Origin of the sequence: Mesoflavibacter zeaxanthinifaciens DSM 18436 (genome assembly GCF_000422365.1) — a bacterium.
In the GTDB taxonomy this organism is placed as follows: Bacteria; Bacteroidota; Bacteroidia; order Flavobacteriales; family Flavobacteriaceae; genus Mesoflavibacter; species Mesoflavibacter zeaxanthinifaciens.
Map to the genome: position 1 here is coordinate 1 of NZ_AULQ01000005.1, position 16,166 is coordinate 16,166.

Annotated in this window: 16 protein-coding genes; 1 reads left to right on the forward strand and 15 read right to left on the reverse strand. The window is 32.5% G+C overall.

Translation table 11 applies throughout. The features are described from left to right. The coding region (locus tag H574_RS14345) for a choice-of-anchor L domain-containing protein (protein WP_162138984.1) at positions 1–3,251 on the reverse strand (3,251 nt) is incomplete at its 3' end. A 199-nt stretch (positions 3,252–3,450) separates the two neighbouring features. Here H574_RS14345 and H574_RS0104540 point away from each other — a divergent pair. Next, the gene (locus H574_RS0104540; protein WP_027879424.1) at positions 3,451–4,260 is read left to right on the forward strand and encodes a mechanosensitive ion channel family protein; all 810 of its coding nucleotides are present in this window, start codon (positions 3,451–3,453) and stop codon (positions 4,258–4,260) included. Here H574_RS0104540 and tsaB read toward each other — a convergent pair whose 3' ends face one another. The 14 genes from tsaB to cyoE all read right to left on the reverse strand — a co-directional run bounded on the left by tsaB (position 4,261) and on the right by cyoE (position 16,092). Beyond that, entirely contained in the window at positions 4,261–4,932 is a 672-nt protein-coding gene (gene tsaB, locus H574_RS0104545) for a tRNA (adenosine(37)-N6)-threonylcarbamoyltransferase complex dimerization subunit type 1 TsaB (protein ID WP_027879425.1), read from the reverse strand. It lies immediately after the preceding gene. A 4-nt stretch (positions 4,933–4,936) separates the two neighbouring features. Beyond that, positions 4,937–6,274: a TolC family protein gene (locus H574_RS0104550; protein ID WP_027879426.1), complete on the reverse strand. Its 1,338-nt coding sequence runs from the start codon at positions 6,272–6,274 to the stop codon at positions 4,937–4,939. Further along, a complete protein-coding gene (locus H574_RS0104555; protein WP_027879427.1) occupies positions 6,258–7,379 on the reverse strand; it encodes an efflux RND transporter periplasmic adaptor subunit in 1,122 nt (373 codons plus the stop codon). The genes H574_RS0104550 and H574_RS0104555 overlap by 17 nt, the downstream gene beginning before the upstream one ends. A gap of 30 nt (positions 7,380–7,409) precedes the next feature. Further along, entirely contained in the window at positions 7,410–8,651 is a 1,242-nt protein-coding gene (locus tag H574_RS0104560; RefSeq protein WP_027879428.1) for an ABC transporter permease, read from the reverse strand. 1 nt (position 8,652) lies between these two features. Continuing rightward, positions 8,653–9,882 (reverse strand): ABC transporter permease, encoded by a 1,230-nt coding sequence (locus H574_RS0104565; RefSeq protein ID WP_027879429.1) that lies wholly within the window; start codon positions 9,880–9,882, stop codon positions 8,653–8,655. Further along, complete coding sequence (locus H574_RS0104570) at positions 9,875–10,576, reverse strand: ABC transporter ATP-binding protein (RefSeq protein ID WP_027879430.1); 702 nt, start codon at positions 10,574–10,576, stop codon at positions 9,875–9,877. The genes H574_RS0104565 and H574_RS0104570 overlap by 8 nt, the downstream gene beginning before the upstream one ends. Positions 10,577–10,686: 110 nt before the next feature. After that, positions 10,687–10,914 carry a hypothetical protein gene (locus H574_RS0104575; RefSeq protein WP_027879431.1) on the reverse strand — a complete coding sequence of 76 codons (228 nt, stop codon included), beginning with the start codon at positions 10,912–10,914 and terminating at the stop codon, positions 10,687–10,689. A gap of 36 nt (positions 10,915–10,950) precedes the next feature. After that, complete coding sequence (locus H574_RS0104580) at positions 10,951–11,496, reverse strand: DUF420 domain-containing protein (protein WP_027879432.1); 546 nt, start codon at positions 11,494–11,496, stop codon at positions 10,951–10,953. A gap of 49 nt (positions 11,497–11,545) precedes the next feature. Next, on the reverse strand, positions 11,546–12,292 hold the full coding sequence (locus H574_RS0104585) for an SCO family protein (RefSeq protein WP_027879433.1): 747 nt from the start codon (positions 12,290–12,292) through the stop codon (positions 11,546–11,548). Beyond that, positions 12,285–13,004: a hypothetical protein gene (locus tag H574_RS0104590; RefSeq protein WP_027879434.1), complete on the reverse strand. Its 720-nt coding sequence runs from the start codon at positions 13,002–13,004 to the stop codon at positions 12,285–12,287. Before H574_RS0104590 ends, H574_RS0104585 begins: the two co-directional genes overlap by 8 nt. A gap of 90 nt (positions 13,005–13,094) precedes the next feature. Then, entirely contained in the window at positions 13,095–13,475 is a 381-nt protein-coding gene (locus H574_RS0104595; protein ID WP_027879435.1) for a cytochrome C oxidase subunit IV family protein, read from the reverse strand. Between the two features lie 21 nt (positions 13,476–13,496). Next, complete coding sequence (locus H574_RS0104600) at positions 13,497–14,501, reverse strand: cytochrome c oxidase subunit 3 (RefSeq protein WP_027879436.1); 1,005 nt, start codon at positions 14,499–14,501, stop codon at positions 13,497–13,499. A gap of 109 nt (positions 14,502–14,610) precedes the next feature. Further along, positions 14,611–15,195 (reverse strand): cytochrome c oxidase subunit 3, encoded by a 585-nt coding sequence (locus H574_RS0104605; protein WP_027879437.1) that lies wholly within the window; start codon positions 15,193–15,195, stop codon positions 14,611–14,613. A gap of 3 nt (positions 15,196–15,198) precedes the next feature. Further along, positions 15,199–16,092 carry a heme o synthase gene (gene cyoE, locus H574_RS0104610; RefSeq protein ID WP_027879438.1) on the reverse strand — a complete coding sequence of 298 codons (894 nt, stop codon included), beginning with the start codon at positions 16,090–16,092 and terminating at the stop codon, positions 15,199–15,201. Between the last annotated feature and the right edge of the window lie 74 nt (positions 16,093–16,166).

Here is a 16,166-nt window from a genome sequence, read left to right on the forward strand (position 1 = left end):
AACGTAAAGCTTGAATCGTCTGCTGGTAATACATTTAATACAAATGTGCTTGTTGCTGGACATTGGGTTGCTGTAGTGTACTCTACCGTATAACTTGTTCCTGGAGTTGCCATCGTTACTTCTCCTGTTGATGGATTGATTTGTACAGTATCGCCTGCTGGTGCTGCTGGGTTAAACGTATACGTCCCGCCTGGCATCGCTACTGTATCTACAGTTCCTCCATCACAATTCGGTATCATTGTAAAGCTTGGATCATCTTCTGTTAACGTTGTAACAGTTTGCGTGCTTACTTCTGGACATGGTCCTGCGGTGGTATATTCTATCGTATATGTTGTACCGTAATCGCCACCTGTTACTTCTCCTGTTGATGCATCTATTACCACCCCAGCGCCTGGATCTGGATTTAACACAAACGTTCCGCCTACATCTCCTGTTATTGCTACTGTTGCGCCATCACAAGTCGCTGTTGCCGTAAAACTTGGGTCTTCTAATGGATATACTGTTACATCTACTGTTGTCGATGCTGGACAAGTACCGTTTGTAGTATGTTCTACTGTATAGGTTGCGCCTGATGTACCGTTTGTAATCGTTCCTGTGCCTGAATCTATTAGCGCTCCGTCGCCTGGTAATGGATTAAAAGCATAGGTTCCGCCTGATGATACTGAACTATCTACTACAGCTCCATCACACGTTGGTTGCATCGTGAAAGTTGGATCATCTGTTGTTAATACTGTAAAGTTTACTGTAGTTGTCGTTGGACATGTACCTGTTGTTGTATAAGTTACGGTATGTGTGGATCCGGATGAAGCGCCTGTTACTGTGCCTGTTGCTGAATCTATCGTTGCTCCCGTTGTGGTTAATGCAAAGGTTCCGCCTGGTGTTACGACATTACTCATTACTGCGCCATCACACGTTGGTGTCGCTGTAAAACTTGAATCGTCATTGGCATTTACTATTAAATTAAATAATGGCATCGCTGTTGCACTATAACACGTCGCATCTCCCGCTGCCTCTATTCTTACATAGATTGGCTCGTTTGGTCCGCCTACATAAGGACTCGTTAATGCGTTTGTGTCTGAATCTGCTTCTGCAAAACTATTATGATACGTCACTACATAATCTGACGCTGGCTGTGTCCCTAATATTAATAGCGTCTGACTCTCTAAATCAAATGGCTCTACACCATCATTACTCGGATCATCACAAACTACCATATCTGTCGCTGGATTGATTGATAAGGAATAAATATCTAAAGTAAAACTATCAGTACCTACACAACTTTCAGAAGCACTATCTTCTATTCTTACAAATATAGTTTCTGGGTAAGGACCTGAAGTTATATAATTATCGGGCGTCGTAATTGGATTAGTATCATTTTGAGCATCTGTTAAAGAATTATGATAACTAACATTAACCAAAGAAGCATCTTGAGTACCAATAGCTTCAGCATCATTAACCGTTAAATCAAATGTTTCATCTGAAGAAAACACATCACATTGTATTAAGTCTATTGTATTTTCAACAGTAGGGCTAGGTAAAAATTCAATATAAATAGAATCTGAAGTTTGACAAGAAGCTGAATACACAATATCTACACTATAATTTCCTTCTTGATAAACATCTATACTTGGTCCTGTTTCTCCTGCTATAGGATTTCCTTCAAAATACCAAGTATGCGTAGCTGTCGTTAGTCCTGTATCCAATGTTATAGGATTTCCATCACAAATTGCAGTACCTGCATCAATTGTTACATCATCACCTAAATCTCCTCCTAGGTCAAAAGAACCTGCTCCTAAAAATACAGCAGCATTATATGCACTATCAAACGCGTCTGCAATAACTAATTTAATACGATAATTATTGTTAGGTGTTACGTTTGAAAAAGCCGTCATTGATCTAGTGTAGCCTCTAAAGTCAATAGGGTCATTATTTAGAGGTTCTCCACCTGGGCCATAATAAGAATCAAAATATCCTGGGTTTACAGATGGGCATCCACCATTATAAGTATTATCACGAACTGTAAATACAGATACAACATCTGTTGTACCTGGTACTAATGCAAGATTAGTAGTTACTCCAGTAGTCAAATCTGTTAGTAAGAAAGCGAATGCATCAGTAAAACTACATTGGAAACCACCATATTCTTCTGACGCAAATAAAAAGTCAAAGCTTATTGAATTAGCAATAGGTACGAAATCAAATTGGATAAAACTAGCATCATTTGAATCATTCGCATTTAAAGCAGGAATTGCATTTTCCAAATCGGCATCTCCTGGCCATCCACCACTACTTTGCGTACCGGTTTCTGGTCCTTCTGCTTCCATTGCATCTCCTGAATTTAAAACAATACCAGACTCAAATGGAAACGCACCAGGTATAGCAGAAAAATAACCTATTCCGTTTTCTTGACCATAATTTGATCCTGTACTCCAGTTAATGTTTGATACTGCAGCACAAGGACTATCTATTAACACATCTGTAACTAATTGGTCTACGGTATAAGTTGTTTGATCTACATCTATATATGGACTAAGTACTTCTACTGTAACGGATGTTGAAGCAGAACATCCTGTTGGATTTGTATCTGTTACTGTAAGCGTAGCTGTAAAAGTCCCAAGGTTATTATATGTATGACTAACTGATTGTCCTGAAGCTACACCTGCATCTCCAAAATTCCAGTTATAAGTAGCACCAGTACCATCATCTTCAAACGTTGCACTTCCATCAAACAACACTGTACCTCCTAATGGTATTTGAATAACACCAGTTCCATCTGCAACAGGATCTGTTGAATCTATACTAGGCGTTATAGTTTGACAAGATTGTAAGCATGAAATATTTGCTGCCCATCCTAAAGTGTTAGCTCCACTATCTGAAGTAAACTGAATAGTAATACAACCTGTAGTACTAGTTGGAGAGGCAGAAATAGTACCTGGGTTATTTGCAGCTCCTCCACCAGAATAACTACCTATTACTGGCGCTGTAATATCGTCTCCATCATAAATAGTCATGACGTCTAAACTAACCTGAGTACTAAATAAAGTAAAGTCTAATTGAATAAATTGTTCTGGTCCATCTGGACATATAGTTATAACAAAATCCTCATCATCTGCATAGTTAGATGAAGGTCCTCCAGAATCATAAAAAACACCCGAACATTGGTTAAATGTTCCGTTTTGCATATTAATGTCTTGTGCCCATCCTAAGATTACCAAGAAAAAAGAGAATAACGATAGTAAAAATTTCTTCATGCTTACTGTAAAGAATTTGTTAAAAATGTGCTTGAATTTACGACATCGCATAAATTTTGCCTAATAAATCTGATAATTTAACTATTTCATCGATAAAAATCGCTTTTTAACTATTTGAATAGTTTTATCAAATATAAAACAAGTTAGAGCAATAAATTCCTAACTTTGAATTTAAAGTTAAACAATTAAAATTTTATTTATGAAAGAAGAATGGATTGATACAGGTATTAAGTACGCTACTGATTATGGATTAAGAATAATCGCAGCAATTATTATCTGGGTTGTAGGGTCATGGATTATTAAAAAACTTCTAAGCTCTACTAAAAAATTTATGGAAAAAAGAGAGTATGACGAAAGCTTAAAAAAGTTTCTTGTAAATTTTTTAGGTTGGGTTTTAAAAATCTTGTTAATCCTAGCTATTCTATCTAAATTAGGTGTAGAAACTACTTCTTTTGCTGCAATTTTAGCAGCTGCTGGTTTAGCTGTAGGTATGGCTTTACAAGGATCTTTAGGCAACTTTGCTGGAGGTGTTTTATTAATGATTTTTAAACCAATTAAAATTGGTGATTTAATTGAAGCACAAGGTGAAATAGGTGTTGTAAAAGAAATCGAAATATTTACAACTAAACTTACTGGATTATCTAACAAAGAAATTATCATCCCAAACGGTGCATTATCTAATGGAAACATTGTTAATTACACTACAGAAGGAACAAGACGTGTAGATTTAGTTTTTGGAGTTGGTTATGATTCTGACATTAAAAAAACTAAAGAGGTTTTAATGAAAGTTATTACTGATAACCCGAAGGTTTTACAAGAACCAGCTCCTACAGTTAATGTTTTAGAATTAGCAGATAGCTCTGTAAATTTTGCTGTAAGACCTTGGTGTAAGACTGAACATTACTGGGATGTATATTTTGAAACTATGGAAAACACTAAAGAAGCACTAGATGCTGCTGGTATAGAAATACCATATCCACATCAAGTAGAAATACACAAAGAAAATTAATTACTTTTTTGATTTTAAAGCAATAAAATCTTTTAAATAAAAAGGCTCAAAATAAGCAACATCTTGTATGTTGCTTTTTTTATAGGCTTCAAAAGACAATGCACTCATTTCATTTGCAGAAGGTAGTTTTTCTTCTATAAAAACTGCCTTTTCACTTTTAATTAAATCCATTGTCTTTTTTACACCGTTTCCTATAAAGTAAACTTTATTCGCTTTTAAATATTCTGAAAAAGAATTTTCATCTAAAACTTGAGCTTCAATAGCTCTTACTTCTTGATAATCTGAATTGAAAATTGCTGAATATACTTCTAAGCGTCTTGCATCTAACATTGGTACAATTAAGCCGCTTTCAGCTTCAACTTGATGTGCTAAAGCCTCTAAAGTAGATACTGCAATTAAAGGTACATCTAAAGCAAAACATAATCCTTTTGCTGCTGATACACCAATACGCAAACCTGTATAAGAACCTGGTCCTTTACTAACCGCAACTGCATCTAATTGTTGCTTTTCGATTTGTGCTTCTTTTAAAACTTCATTTATATAAACATGAAGCTTTTCTGCATGACTATAACCGTTGTCATAGTCTTCTTTTAAAGCTATAGTTTTACCGTCTTTTGCAACAGAAACAGAACAGTTTGTTGTTGCAGTTTCTATATTTAAAATGTATGCCAAAGTATTACTGAGTTATTGGTTTACCAAGGTAGAAATCTAACACTTTTGTTTTAAAAATAAAATCGTATTTAGCATTAATTAAAGATGATTCTGCATTGACCAATCTTAATCTTGATTGCTCTAGATCAAAAGCATTCATTGCTCCAATATCATATCTTTCTTGTGAGTTTTGGAAAGCAATTTGTTGAGATTGCAAACTAGACTTTGCAGCTTCATAAGCTCTTAAAGCAGCTTTAGCGTCTGTAAAAGCGCGTTGTACATTTGCTTCTACATCTAACTTAGCTTGTTTAAGATTAAGCTGAGCATTTTCTTCTTGAATTTTTGCTTTAGCAACATTGGTTTTATTTTGAAACTGAGAAAATATTGGAACACTTACATTTAGTGAGAATCTATGTCCTTTTTGGTTATTTAACTGATTGAAAAATGAATCTTCTGTGTCTATAAGATTTGTAAAAAAGACATTAGATCCAAATGCATAGTTAAATGAAACTGTTGGTAAATATCCACTCTTAGATATTTCTGTATTTAAAGCAGAGTTTTCAATGTTTTTTTGAGCTACTTTAATTTCGTATCTATTATCAAGAGCATAAGAAACAATAGGACTAGCGTTATTATACATTAACTCTGATGAAGGATTATCTAACTCTATAACTTCTACTTCAAAACCTTCATAAGGTAATTGTAATAATTGAGATAAAGAAAGTAATGCTAGCTCGTAATTATTTTCTGCAACTGTAACACTTTGTAAGTCGCTACTTAATGTTGCTTCTGCATCATAAACATTGGCTTGTGGTTGCACACCTGCATCTACTAAATCTCTTACTTGATCTAATTGTTTTTTACTAAAACTGTATTGCGCTTTAGCTATTTCTAGATTTTCTATATTAAATAATACATTAAGATAAGCATTAACCACATTTAAAGAAATATCATCTTTAATTCTGTTAAGTTCTAACTTTGATGTTTCTAAATTTAATTGAGATTGTTTGTAAAGATTTGTTAATCTAAATCCATTAAAAACAGTTTGATTTAAACTAATCGATGCGTTAGTTGAGTTATCTGTACGGTCTACAAATTGACCAGGAAACAACTCTCTGTTACCTAATGACAATGTATGCCCAACAAAACCACTTACGCTTGGTAAAAACTGTCCTTTTGCAGCATCTATATTTTGCTCGTTATTTAATATTGAATTTTCTCCTTGTAAAATGGTTATGTTATTTTCAAGCGCGTAATCTACACACTCTTGTAAACTCCATTTTTTTTGTTGTGCTGAAGCAGATAATCCTACTAACAGCAATCCTGCTAAGGTTAGTTGTTTTATCTTAGTTGTTACCTCCATCATTATTATCTTTTGATGCTTTATTCCACACTTTTATTTTATCTCCTTCGCTTACACCTTCTGTAATTTCGATATTGATACCGTCTGATATACCAGTTTCTACATCTACTTTTTCAAAAGTGCCGTCTTCTTTTTGTTTTTCAACAAAAGGTTTTTCTGTTATTCTATCAAACTGAAGTAATGATTCTTTAATTGAAAGAATACTGTCTTTGCTTTCCATTTCTATTTCTGCATTAGCACTATAACCTGCTCTAATTCTTGTAGATTGTTCTACATCTACATCTGCTTTAATAGTAAATTGAACTGCACCATTTTCTTCAATTCCTTTAGGTGCTACAAATGTTAAAGTTGCAGGGAAGTCTTTTTCGTTTAAAGCTCCTAAAACTACTTTTATCTTTTTGCCTTCTTCTATTTTACCAACTTCAGCTTCGTCTACTTTTCCTTCAAAAATCATTTTACTCATATCTGCAATAGTAGCAATAGTTGTACCTGCATTAAAGTTGTTACTTTGAATGACTTGGTCTCCTTCACGAATCGGGATTTCTAAAATTGTTCCTGCAATTTGTGCAGTAATGTTTGTATTTGCACTACTTCCGCCAGATAACGATCCGCGTTTTATGATTTGATAATCGTTTAAAGCTTGGTTATAAGTTTCTTTAGCTTGGTTGTAAGACAGCTCGCTATTTTCAAAATCTTGTTTAGAAACTACTCCTTTTTCAAAAAGAGTTTTGTTTCTGTTGTACAGTGTTTCGGCATTATTCATAGATAATTTAGCTGATGCAATACGACTACTTGCACTTGCCAAATTTTGCTCGTTAGGAACGACTCTAATTTTTGCAATTAAATCTCCTTTTTCTACGATATCTCCTTCTTCTACTAAAACTTTATCTACAATTCCTGAAATTTGAGGTTTTAACTCAATTTCTTCCTCTGGATTTAATTTTCCAGTTGCGACAACTTTAGTGTTAATTGAGGTATAAAATGGCTCTTCCACTTTAAACTCTTCAATAGCTTTAGAATTAGCGTTATTAAAATACTTTAAAACTACAGCTAGCAGTAATACTATTACTATGACGCTAATTAGGATTTTTGCTGTTTTACTCATTGTATTGATTATTTATTTTGATTGTTTAGTTTATTCTTCTCTTAATGCTTCTATTGGTTTTATACTTGTGGCTTTAAATGCTGGTATTAGTCCTATTAATGTTCCTAAAACAACAAGTATAATTAATGCTATAAATACGACTGCTATAGAGACCGAAGCATTTACAATAACAGCTTCATCACCTTGCCCAAAAGCTGCATCTAATGCAATTAATATCCAACCTCCAGAAATAATCCCTAAAATTCCTGCAAATATGGTTAAGAAAACGGCTTCTACTAAAATTTGTCGTTTTATCTCAAAAGGTGTTGCCCCTAAAGCACGTCTTACACCAATTTCTTTGGTACGTTCTTTAACCGTAATTAGTAAAATATTTCCAATTGCAAAAACACCTGCAATTAATGTTGCTATACCTACAAACCAAGTTAAAAACTGCATACCAACTAAAAAGCCTGTTACTTTTTTAAACTCTTTACCTAAGTTAAAACTACCAAAAGCACGATTATCTTCTGGGTGAATTCTATTAAGGTTACGCAGTAATAATTTTGCGTCTTGTTCTATTTGAGCGATATCATATTCTGGTTTACCAGTAATCATCATCCAACCAATTCTATCTCCTAAATTATAGATTTGCTGAAATGTTGTAAATGGTATGTGCATATCACTGGTTGGTCCCATATTTACATTTCCGTTTTGGAACATACCAATCACTTTAAAATTCATGTCGTTTATTTGAACGTACTCGCCAATCATTTCAGCATCTTTTTCAAATAATTGTTTGTAGACTTCTTCTGAAATCACAACAACTTTTCTGTTGTTGTCAATGTCATTTTGATTTATAAATCTACCATGAATTAGTTTTTTCTTCTGTACTTTATCTAATAAAGGATAATCTCCATTTAAACTAAATGTTCCTGATAAAAAATTTCTAACAACTTGAGCTTGATTTTGATTACGAGGTACAACAAACTCAATACCTTCTACATTTTCTTCTACTTTTTTAGCGTCAGATAATTGTAATTGTACTTGTCTTCCTTCTTGAAAACCTTTAAATGGTTTGCTTGTACTTTGTCCCCAAACAAATACACTGTTTGTAGCAAAGTCACCAAATAATCTGTTAAACGAATTTTCTAATCCGCGTGCAGCACCAAGTAACCCGATAAGGAGTAAAATTCCCCACCAAACACCAACCATGGTTAATATGGTACGAAGTTTATTTTTGCTTAAACTTTCGTACACTTCTTGCCAAGTATCTCTTTCGAATAAAAACTTCATATTAATCGTTTCTAAGTGCTACTATTGGTTTTATTTTTGATGCCTTTTTTGCTGGTAAATATCCTGCTATAGATCCTGCAATAATTAACGTAATGGTTGCACTTACAACCAAACTGGTACTTACACCTGGATCTTTAATAAAGTAAGGTTCTAAAATTGGTCCAACAAATTCTAAAACACCAACACCAATTAACAATCCTACATAACCAGCAATTGCTGTAATTAGGATAGATTCTATTAAAATTATTGAAACTATTGATCGTGGTGATGCCCCAAGTGCTTTACGTATACCTATTTCTTTAGTACGTTCTTTAACTATAAATATCATGATATTACTAATACCAACAACACCTGCTATTAGTGTACCAAAACCAATAACTATAATTATAACAGTTAGTCCAAAAGTCATCATACCAACTTGCTTTGTCCCTTCTGCCATATTACGTACTCTAATGGCACGCTGATCTTTTGGAGACACTGTAAAACGTTCTTTTAATTTGTTTTCTAATTGTCTTCCAAAGTTTATAGCTTGATCGTAATCTAATTCTGGATTGTAGCCTAGGTTAATCTGATCTATATAATCGTTATTACCATAAATTTGTTGAGCGGTAGATACAGGCATATATATCATTCGTTCTTCATTATCGCCACCATCGTCTGTAAAAATCCCTACAACTTTATAAGGTATACCACTTAGGTTTATATATTTACCTAAAGCAGTTGTTTTTAAAAATAAATCTTCTTCTACCAAACGACCAATAACAACAACTTTAGATTTATTATCTATATCTAATTGGTTTATGTAGCGTCCATCTCTTATCATTGTTTTTTCTAAAAACTGATGATCAGGATTTACTGCTCTTAAATTGTAACTGTTTTTTTCGTTACGAAAAGAGGCGTTGACATTTTTATAAATTCTAGAAGTGATGTATTGAACTTTATTACCATACTCGTCTTCAATAAAGTTTTGATCTTCATTTTTTAGTTGAATACGTCTACCTGACTGCAATCCTTTATAGGCTTTAGTAGTCATACCTGCATTGATAAAAATAGAATTGGCTGCATCATCTACAAATGCTTCTGCAAACGTATTTTTAAGTCCGTTAGCAATCCCAAAAAGTATAACAAATAATAAAATAGCAAACGCTACCGTAAAACCAGACAACAAACTTCTAGTTCGGTTTTTGTTGATACTTTGAAATATCTCGCGCCAAAGATCTATATCAAACATATTGAGAAGCTCTTACTTGTTCTACAAATGTATCTTCCATAATCACACCATCTTTAAGACGTACAATACGCTTACACATACTAGCAATATCTTCTTCGTGTGTTACCATAAGAATAGTCTTTCCTTCATCGTTTAAAGACTGAATAAAATCCATTATCTCATGAGATGTTTTGGTGTCTAAAGCTCCTGTTGGCTCATCTGCTAATAATAGTTTTGGGTTAGCTGCTAAAGCACGCGCAATTGCTACACGTTGTTTTTGCCCTCCAGACAGCTCGTTAGGTAAGTGATGTGCCCATTCTTTTAATCCAACTTTTTCAAGGTGAAATAACGCTTTTTCTAAACGGTCTTTTCTTTTTTGACCTTGATAGTATAGCGGTAGCGCCACATTTTCTAAAGCGTTTTTGTAACTAATTAGGTTAAAAGACTGAAATATAAATCCTAAAAATTTATTACGATAAATGGCTGCTTTTTTCTCTGTAAGATTTTTAATTGGCACACCATCTAAAATATATTCTCCTTCATCAGCTTCGTCTAACATACCTATAATATTAAGTAGTGTTGATTTTCCTGAACCAGAAGAACCCATAATGGCTACCATTTCGCCTTCTTCGACTTGTAAATCAATTCCTTTTAAAACATGTAGACTAGAATCCCCAATTGGGTAAGACTTGTGTAGTTTTTTTATGGTGAGCATAATTGATGGTTTTTGATTGATTTAAGTTACTCATTATCAATTAGACTACAAAGGACAAGATTTGTTACAATTTTTTTTAAAATATTTTGTTAAAAGTTAATTTAGAGATTTTAAGCCTCTACTTTTTTCTTCCTAAAATATTTCCAATACACAAAAAAGCCTAAACCAAATACTAAGATATAAGGTATAGACATTAAATAAATAATACCGTCGTTAATTCCTTTTGCTGCAGATTGCCCTTCTTCGTTTTCTAAAACAGCACGACACATTGCGCATTGCGCATTGCTTTTTAGAAAGAAAAAGCATGATATAATTATAAAAAGAAATTTTGTTTTCATTATTAATTAGTTCTCGACTGCGCTCGAACAGACAAATTAAACATAATAGGGTGAAATCATTATATAAACTATAACTCCTGTAATTGCTACATACAGCCACAACGGAAAAGTAATTTTTGCTATTTTTTTATGTCTTTCAAAATTGTTTGTAATGGCTCTAACATATGTAATTAACACAAATGGTATTACTGCAACAGACAATACAATATGAGTAATTAAAATGAAGAAATAGATGTATTTTATAGCACCTTCTCCTCCAAATTCGGCCGAGTCGCTAGTCATATGGTAAGCTACGTACATGACTAAAAACAATACAGAAAGTGTAATTGCAAACTTCATTAAATTTTCGTGCTGTTTGCGTTGTCCTTTTTTAATAGAAATTACAGCATATACTAATACTATTGCTGTTACTGCATTAATAGCTGCATAAATTGGAGGCAAAAAGGTTAATGGTTCTACATCTATACCAAAATCTTTAAGTTTTATACCAAATAATGCTGCTACAGCTAATGGGATAATTACCGAAAGTGCAACAATCCATTTGTTGTACTTTTTTTCTTCTTGTAGGTTTTCTGTGCTCATGTTTTTAATAAAATCAACCTCTCGACTGCGCTAGAGGAGACAACTTTAGTTATTCTTTTAATAATTTGGCTATATCTTCTTTTAGCATTGAAATTTCTTGCGGATTGCCATCTTCGTCTACTTTTTCTTGCTCGCTAATTACACCTTTGTAAAAGATTTTTGGGTTACCAAAGTCATCTTTTCTAGATCGTAAAAATCCGTTTTTATCTACTAAAGCAAAATCTCCTGAATGTTCAAAATTCTCTACATCTACAAAGATATTAAATCCAATATTTGACAAGTTATAAATATCTTGTTTATCTCCTGTCATTAAATGCCAATTAGGATTTGTTATTCCGTAGTTTTCGGCATATTCTTTTAGCTTTTCTGGTGTATCTGTATCTGGCATAATACTAAATGAAGCGACACCAAAATCGGTTTCATTTTTAAATGTATTTTGAATCTCTACTAAATTTCTATTCATTCTTGGGCAAATAGTTGGGCATGTTGTAAAGAAAAACTCTACCACATAAACTTTACCTAAGTAATCTTTGTTAGTAATCGTGTTTCCGTTTTGATCAGTAAAGCTAAATTCTGGCACCTTTTTACGTTTACCATTAATAACCAAATACTCTAAAGCTTGATCTTTTTTATCTACTTCTGAAGGATTTTTTAATATACTTCCTGATCTACTTTCATAGGTACGATTTACATCTTTGTTAGTTATTCTGTCTACAATTTTTGGAATAAAAATAATTCCAAACAGTAAAATAATAAACGATATTCCTACGTATGAATAGTTTGCTTTTTTACTCATTTTGCTCTCCTTTTAAATCTTCTGCTCTTCTAACTGTTGAGTTAAATTCGCCTTTACGTTTTTGTCTGTACTCTGTAAAAAGTACTCGCAAATCTTCTGCTGCTAATTTATTTTTTAACTCAGAAACCATTGTTGCATTGTATGAGGTTAAAATATATGGCTTCTCTTCTCTTTTAATTTCACGTTTTGACCTATCATCAAATCGTCCTCTTTGGTTAAGATCTTTATCTATTATAAAAACATTACTAATAGCCTGATTATAGTCTAAAACTTGACTTGATCTTAAACTATTAAACAGTTTTTTTATATCAGAATTGTTTAATGAAACAAAATGCCAGTATTCTAAAGGTTCAAATCTAGATAGCTCTTTAGATAATCGTTCTGTTTTATCTTCTGTACCTTCTGCTACAATCATCACAATTTGAAACTTTTTAAACCCTTGAAACTTATCATAAATAAGCTCTTTTAAATTTGAAGTTTCTACAATTTTTGATTCTGGATCTTCTCCTAAAAAACCTAAAACTGTTATGTGATCTTTAAGATTTATGTCTGTTTTTGCTGAAGAAAGATTAGAAAAATCCAAAACATCTTCATGCACTACATCTAATGGATTATAATTATTTGTAGATGGATACAGAAACAAAAGAAAAATAACTGGTAGAAAGAATAGAATGCTTAGTATAGCTCCTTTTTTTATATTTTTCTTCGTCATTTTTATGAAATGTATTTAGTTATGCAAAAATAAAAAAAGGTGGCTTTATAAAGCCACCTTTTTTACTATAATTTATGTTAAGTTTCTATCTTAGAAATCTCTTTTAATAAAACCATTATCATAAACATCGTAAACGTATCCACCTTCTTGTAATAAAATAAATACTAGGTAGCAGATTAAGAATACACCTGTCCAAACAACTGCACGTCTTAACCCTGGTGTTTCGTCACGCATGTGCATAAAGTCCCAAGTAATGTAATATGCTTTTACTATTGTTAGTATGATAAAGATCCAGTTTAAACCTTTCATCCCTAATATATGAGACTCTAAGGCTTCTGGTTTGTAAATACCTAAAACAACTTCTACAGCTGTAACAATAGATAGTAAGATTAATACGCCCCAAATTTTTTGAGTGTTAGACTTAAACTTGATAAGTCCTCTAAATATTTCTAATTTATGTGTATCTGCCATGATAAATCTTTTTCTATTAAATTATACTAAGTAGAAGAATGTAAATACGAATACCCAAACTAAATCTACAAAGTGCCAGTAAAGACCAACTTTTTCTACCATTTCGTAGCTTTTACGTCTTTCGTAAGTTCCTAAAATAACATTAAACCAAATGATAATATTAATTACTACTCCTGATAGTACGTGAAAACCGTGAAAACCTGTAATAAAGAAGAAGAAATCTGCGAATAATGGCGATCCATATTCATTAACTTCTAAGTTTGCACCTTCTACAACGCGCTTACCGTTATTTTTGATAGCTGCTAATGACTCTTCACGAGAAAGTATAGTTTTTTCTCTTTCTTCATTTAAAATTTGAGTTCTTACTAAAATATTTGGATTAGCTTCTAAACCAGCAACAACATCTTTGATTTGATAAGGAGGTAATGTACCTTCATCTACAAACCAAAGTCCGTTTTTACGCTCGTGATTAGTTCTTTCTGTAGGAGATACTATAACAAAATCTTTAACTGCTACTCTTTTAAATTCTTGTTCTCCGTTTTCGTTTGTTTTATATTCTCCAAACTGTAAAATGTTTCCTCCTTTTGTTTGAACAGCACCATAATCTCCTTTTATAAATGTTGCCCATTCCCAAGCTTGAGAACCAACGAAGATAATACCACCAATAATTGTTAAGAAAAGATACCAAGTTACTTTATTCTTTTTCATATGGTGACCAGCATCTACCGCTAATACCATTGTTACAGAAGACATGATTAATATAAACGTCATAAACGCCACATAAATCATAGGTAATTCTTGACCGTGTAAGAAAGGTACGTGAGTAAAAACCTCATCTGCTATTGGCCAAGAGTCTATAAATTTGAATCTTGAAAATCCGTAAGCTGCTAGAAACGCAGAAAAAGTAAGGGCATCTGTTACGATAAAAAACCACATCATCATTTTACCATAACTTGCTTTAAGTGGCTCATTTCCACCACTCCAAGTTTTACCTTCTGTATTGGTAGTTGCAACTGTCGTGCTCATAGTGTTAAATTAGTTGTTAAAAAGTGTGACAAAAATAATCAATTTATTGACTTAAAAAAATTGCTTCCGCTAAATTTTAACGCGTCTAAATAAGGTTTTACGCCAATTTTTAGCTTAAGAAAAAATATAAGAAGAAGAATAAATAAAGCCATAATAGGTCTACAAAATGCCAAAATATTTCGGCTAATTCAAAACCTGTATAATTTTCTGAGGTATATTTTCCTCTTAAATGATTTACTATTACTACTAAAATTGGTATTAATCCTGCAAGAACATGAATAATATGTACCACTGCTATAAGATAGATATAGCTTACCGTTACATTACTTGTTGGTCCTGTAAAATTATATCCCATGTCTATAATTTGATTAAATCCTTTAATTTGATTTAAAACAAATAATAGCCCTAAAACAAATGTAACTACTAGCATTACAGTTGTTAATGATTTATTATTTTTTTCTAAAGCTTTTCTAGCTATTATAAAAGTTACACTACTAATTATCATAATTATAATGCTAGTCCAAAAAGGCTGAGGCATTACAAAATCTGACAACCAATCTGGCCTAGAACTACTTACTATAAATGCACTAGTCCAACCTGCAAAAGACATAATTAATGCTCCTATACCAAAGTATAGCATCATTTTTCTTGATCTTCTGTGTTTTTCTTGAATTGTTCCTTCGGTTAAATCCATTGTTTATCTTAAAAATTTGTCTACGACGTAAATAACTTGAATAATTGTTATATAAAGTACACTAGATAACATTAATTGTTTTGCCGCTTTTTCGGTCATTTTCTTATAAAGAAGTATAGCGTAGTATAACATTACTAAACCTAATGCAAAAACGATAATTGCTGCTACTATCGATAATTCTAATTTTCCTGTAAAACCAAAAACTGGAATTATTGAAACTAAAATAGTCCAAATAGTGTATAATATGACTTGAATTGCTGTTCCTTTATCTTGTTTTCCTGTAGGTAACATAAAAAACCCACCACGTTTATAGTCTTCAAATAAAAACCAGCCTATTGCCCAAAAATGAGGGAATTGCCAAAAAAATTGAAGTGCAAACAAAGTTCCTGGTTCTATACCAAAATGATCTGTTGCTGCTACCCAACCTAACATAAATGGAATAGCTCCTGGAATAGCTCCTACAAATACCGACAAAGGTGTTTTTGTTTTTAAAGGCGTGTAAACACTAGTGTAAAGAAATATTGAAATAGCACCAAACATTGCTGTTTGCTGATTAATAGTATAAAGAATAACTATACCTAAAATAGTAAAAACGCAAGCAATTATAAATGCTGTGTTTACAGTCATTCTTCCTGAAGCAACTGGTCTATTTTTTGTGCGATGCATTAAAGCATCTAAATCTTTTTCTATAATTTGATTAAAAGCATTACTTGCTCCAACCATAAAATAACCGCCAAGAGCTAATAAAATTAAGACTTTTACACTTATTGTATCTGCACCAAGCAAATAACCTGCAATAGATGAAAATACTACGCTTAGAGACAAACGCATTTTTGTAATTTCTTTAAAATCTGAAATCGCTGTATGTTTTACGACCGTAGTTGTTGTACTCAAAATTTTAGCTTACTTTTTTGCTTGCGCAAAGATACTGCTAATTGATTATTTAGCATAAAAAAACCTCAAGGTTTTTA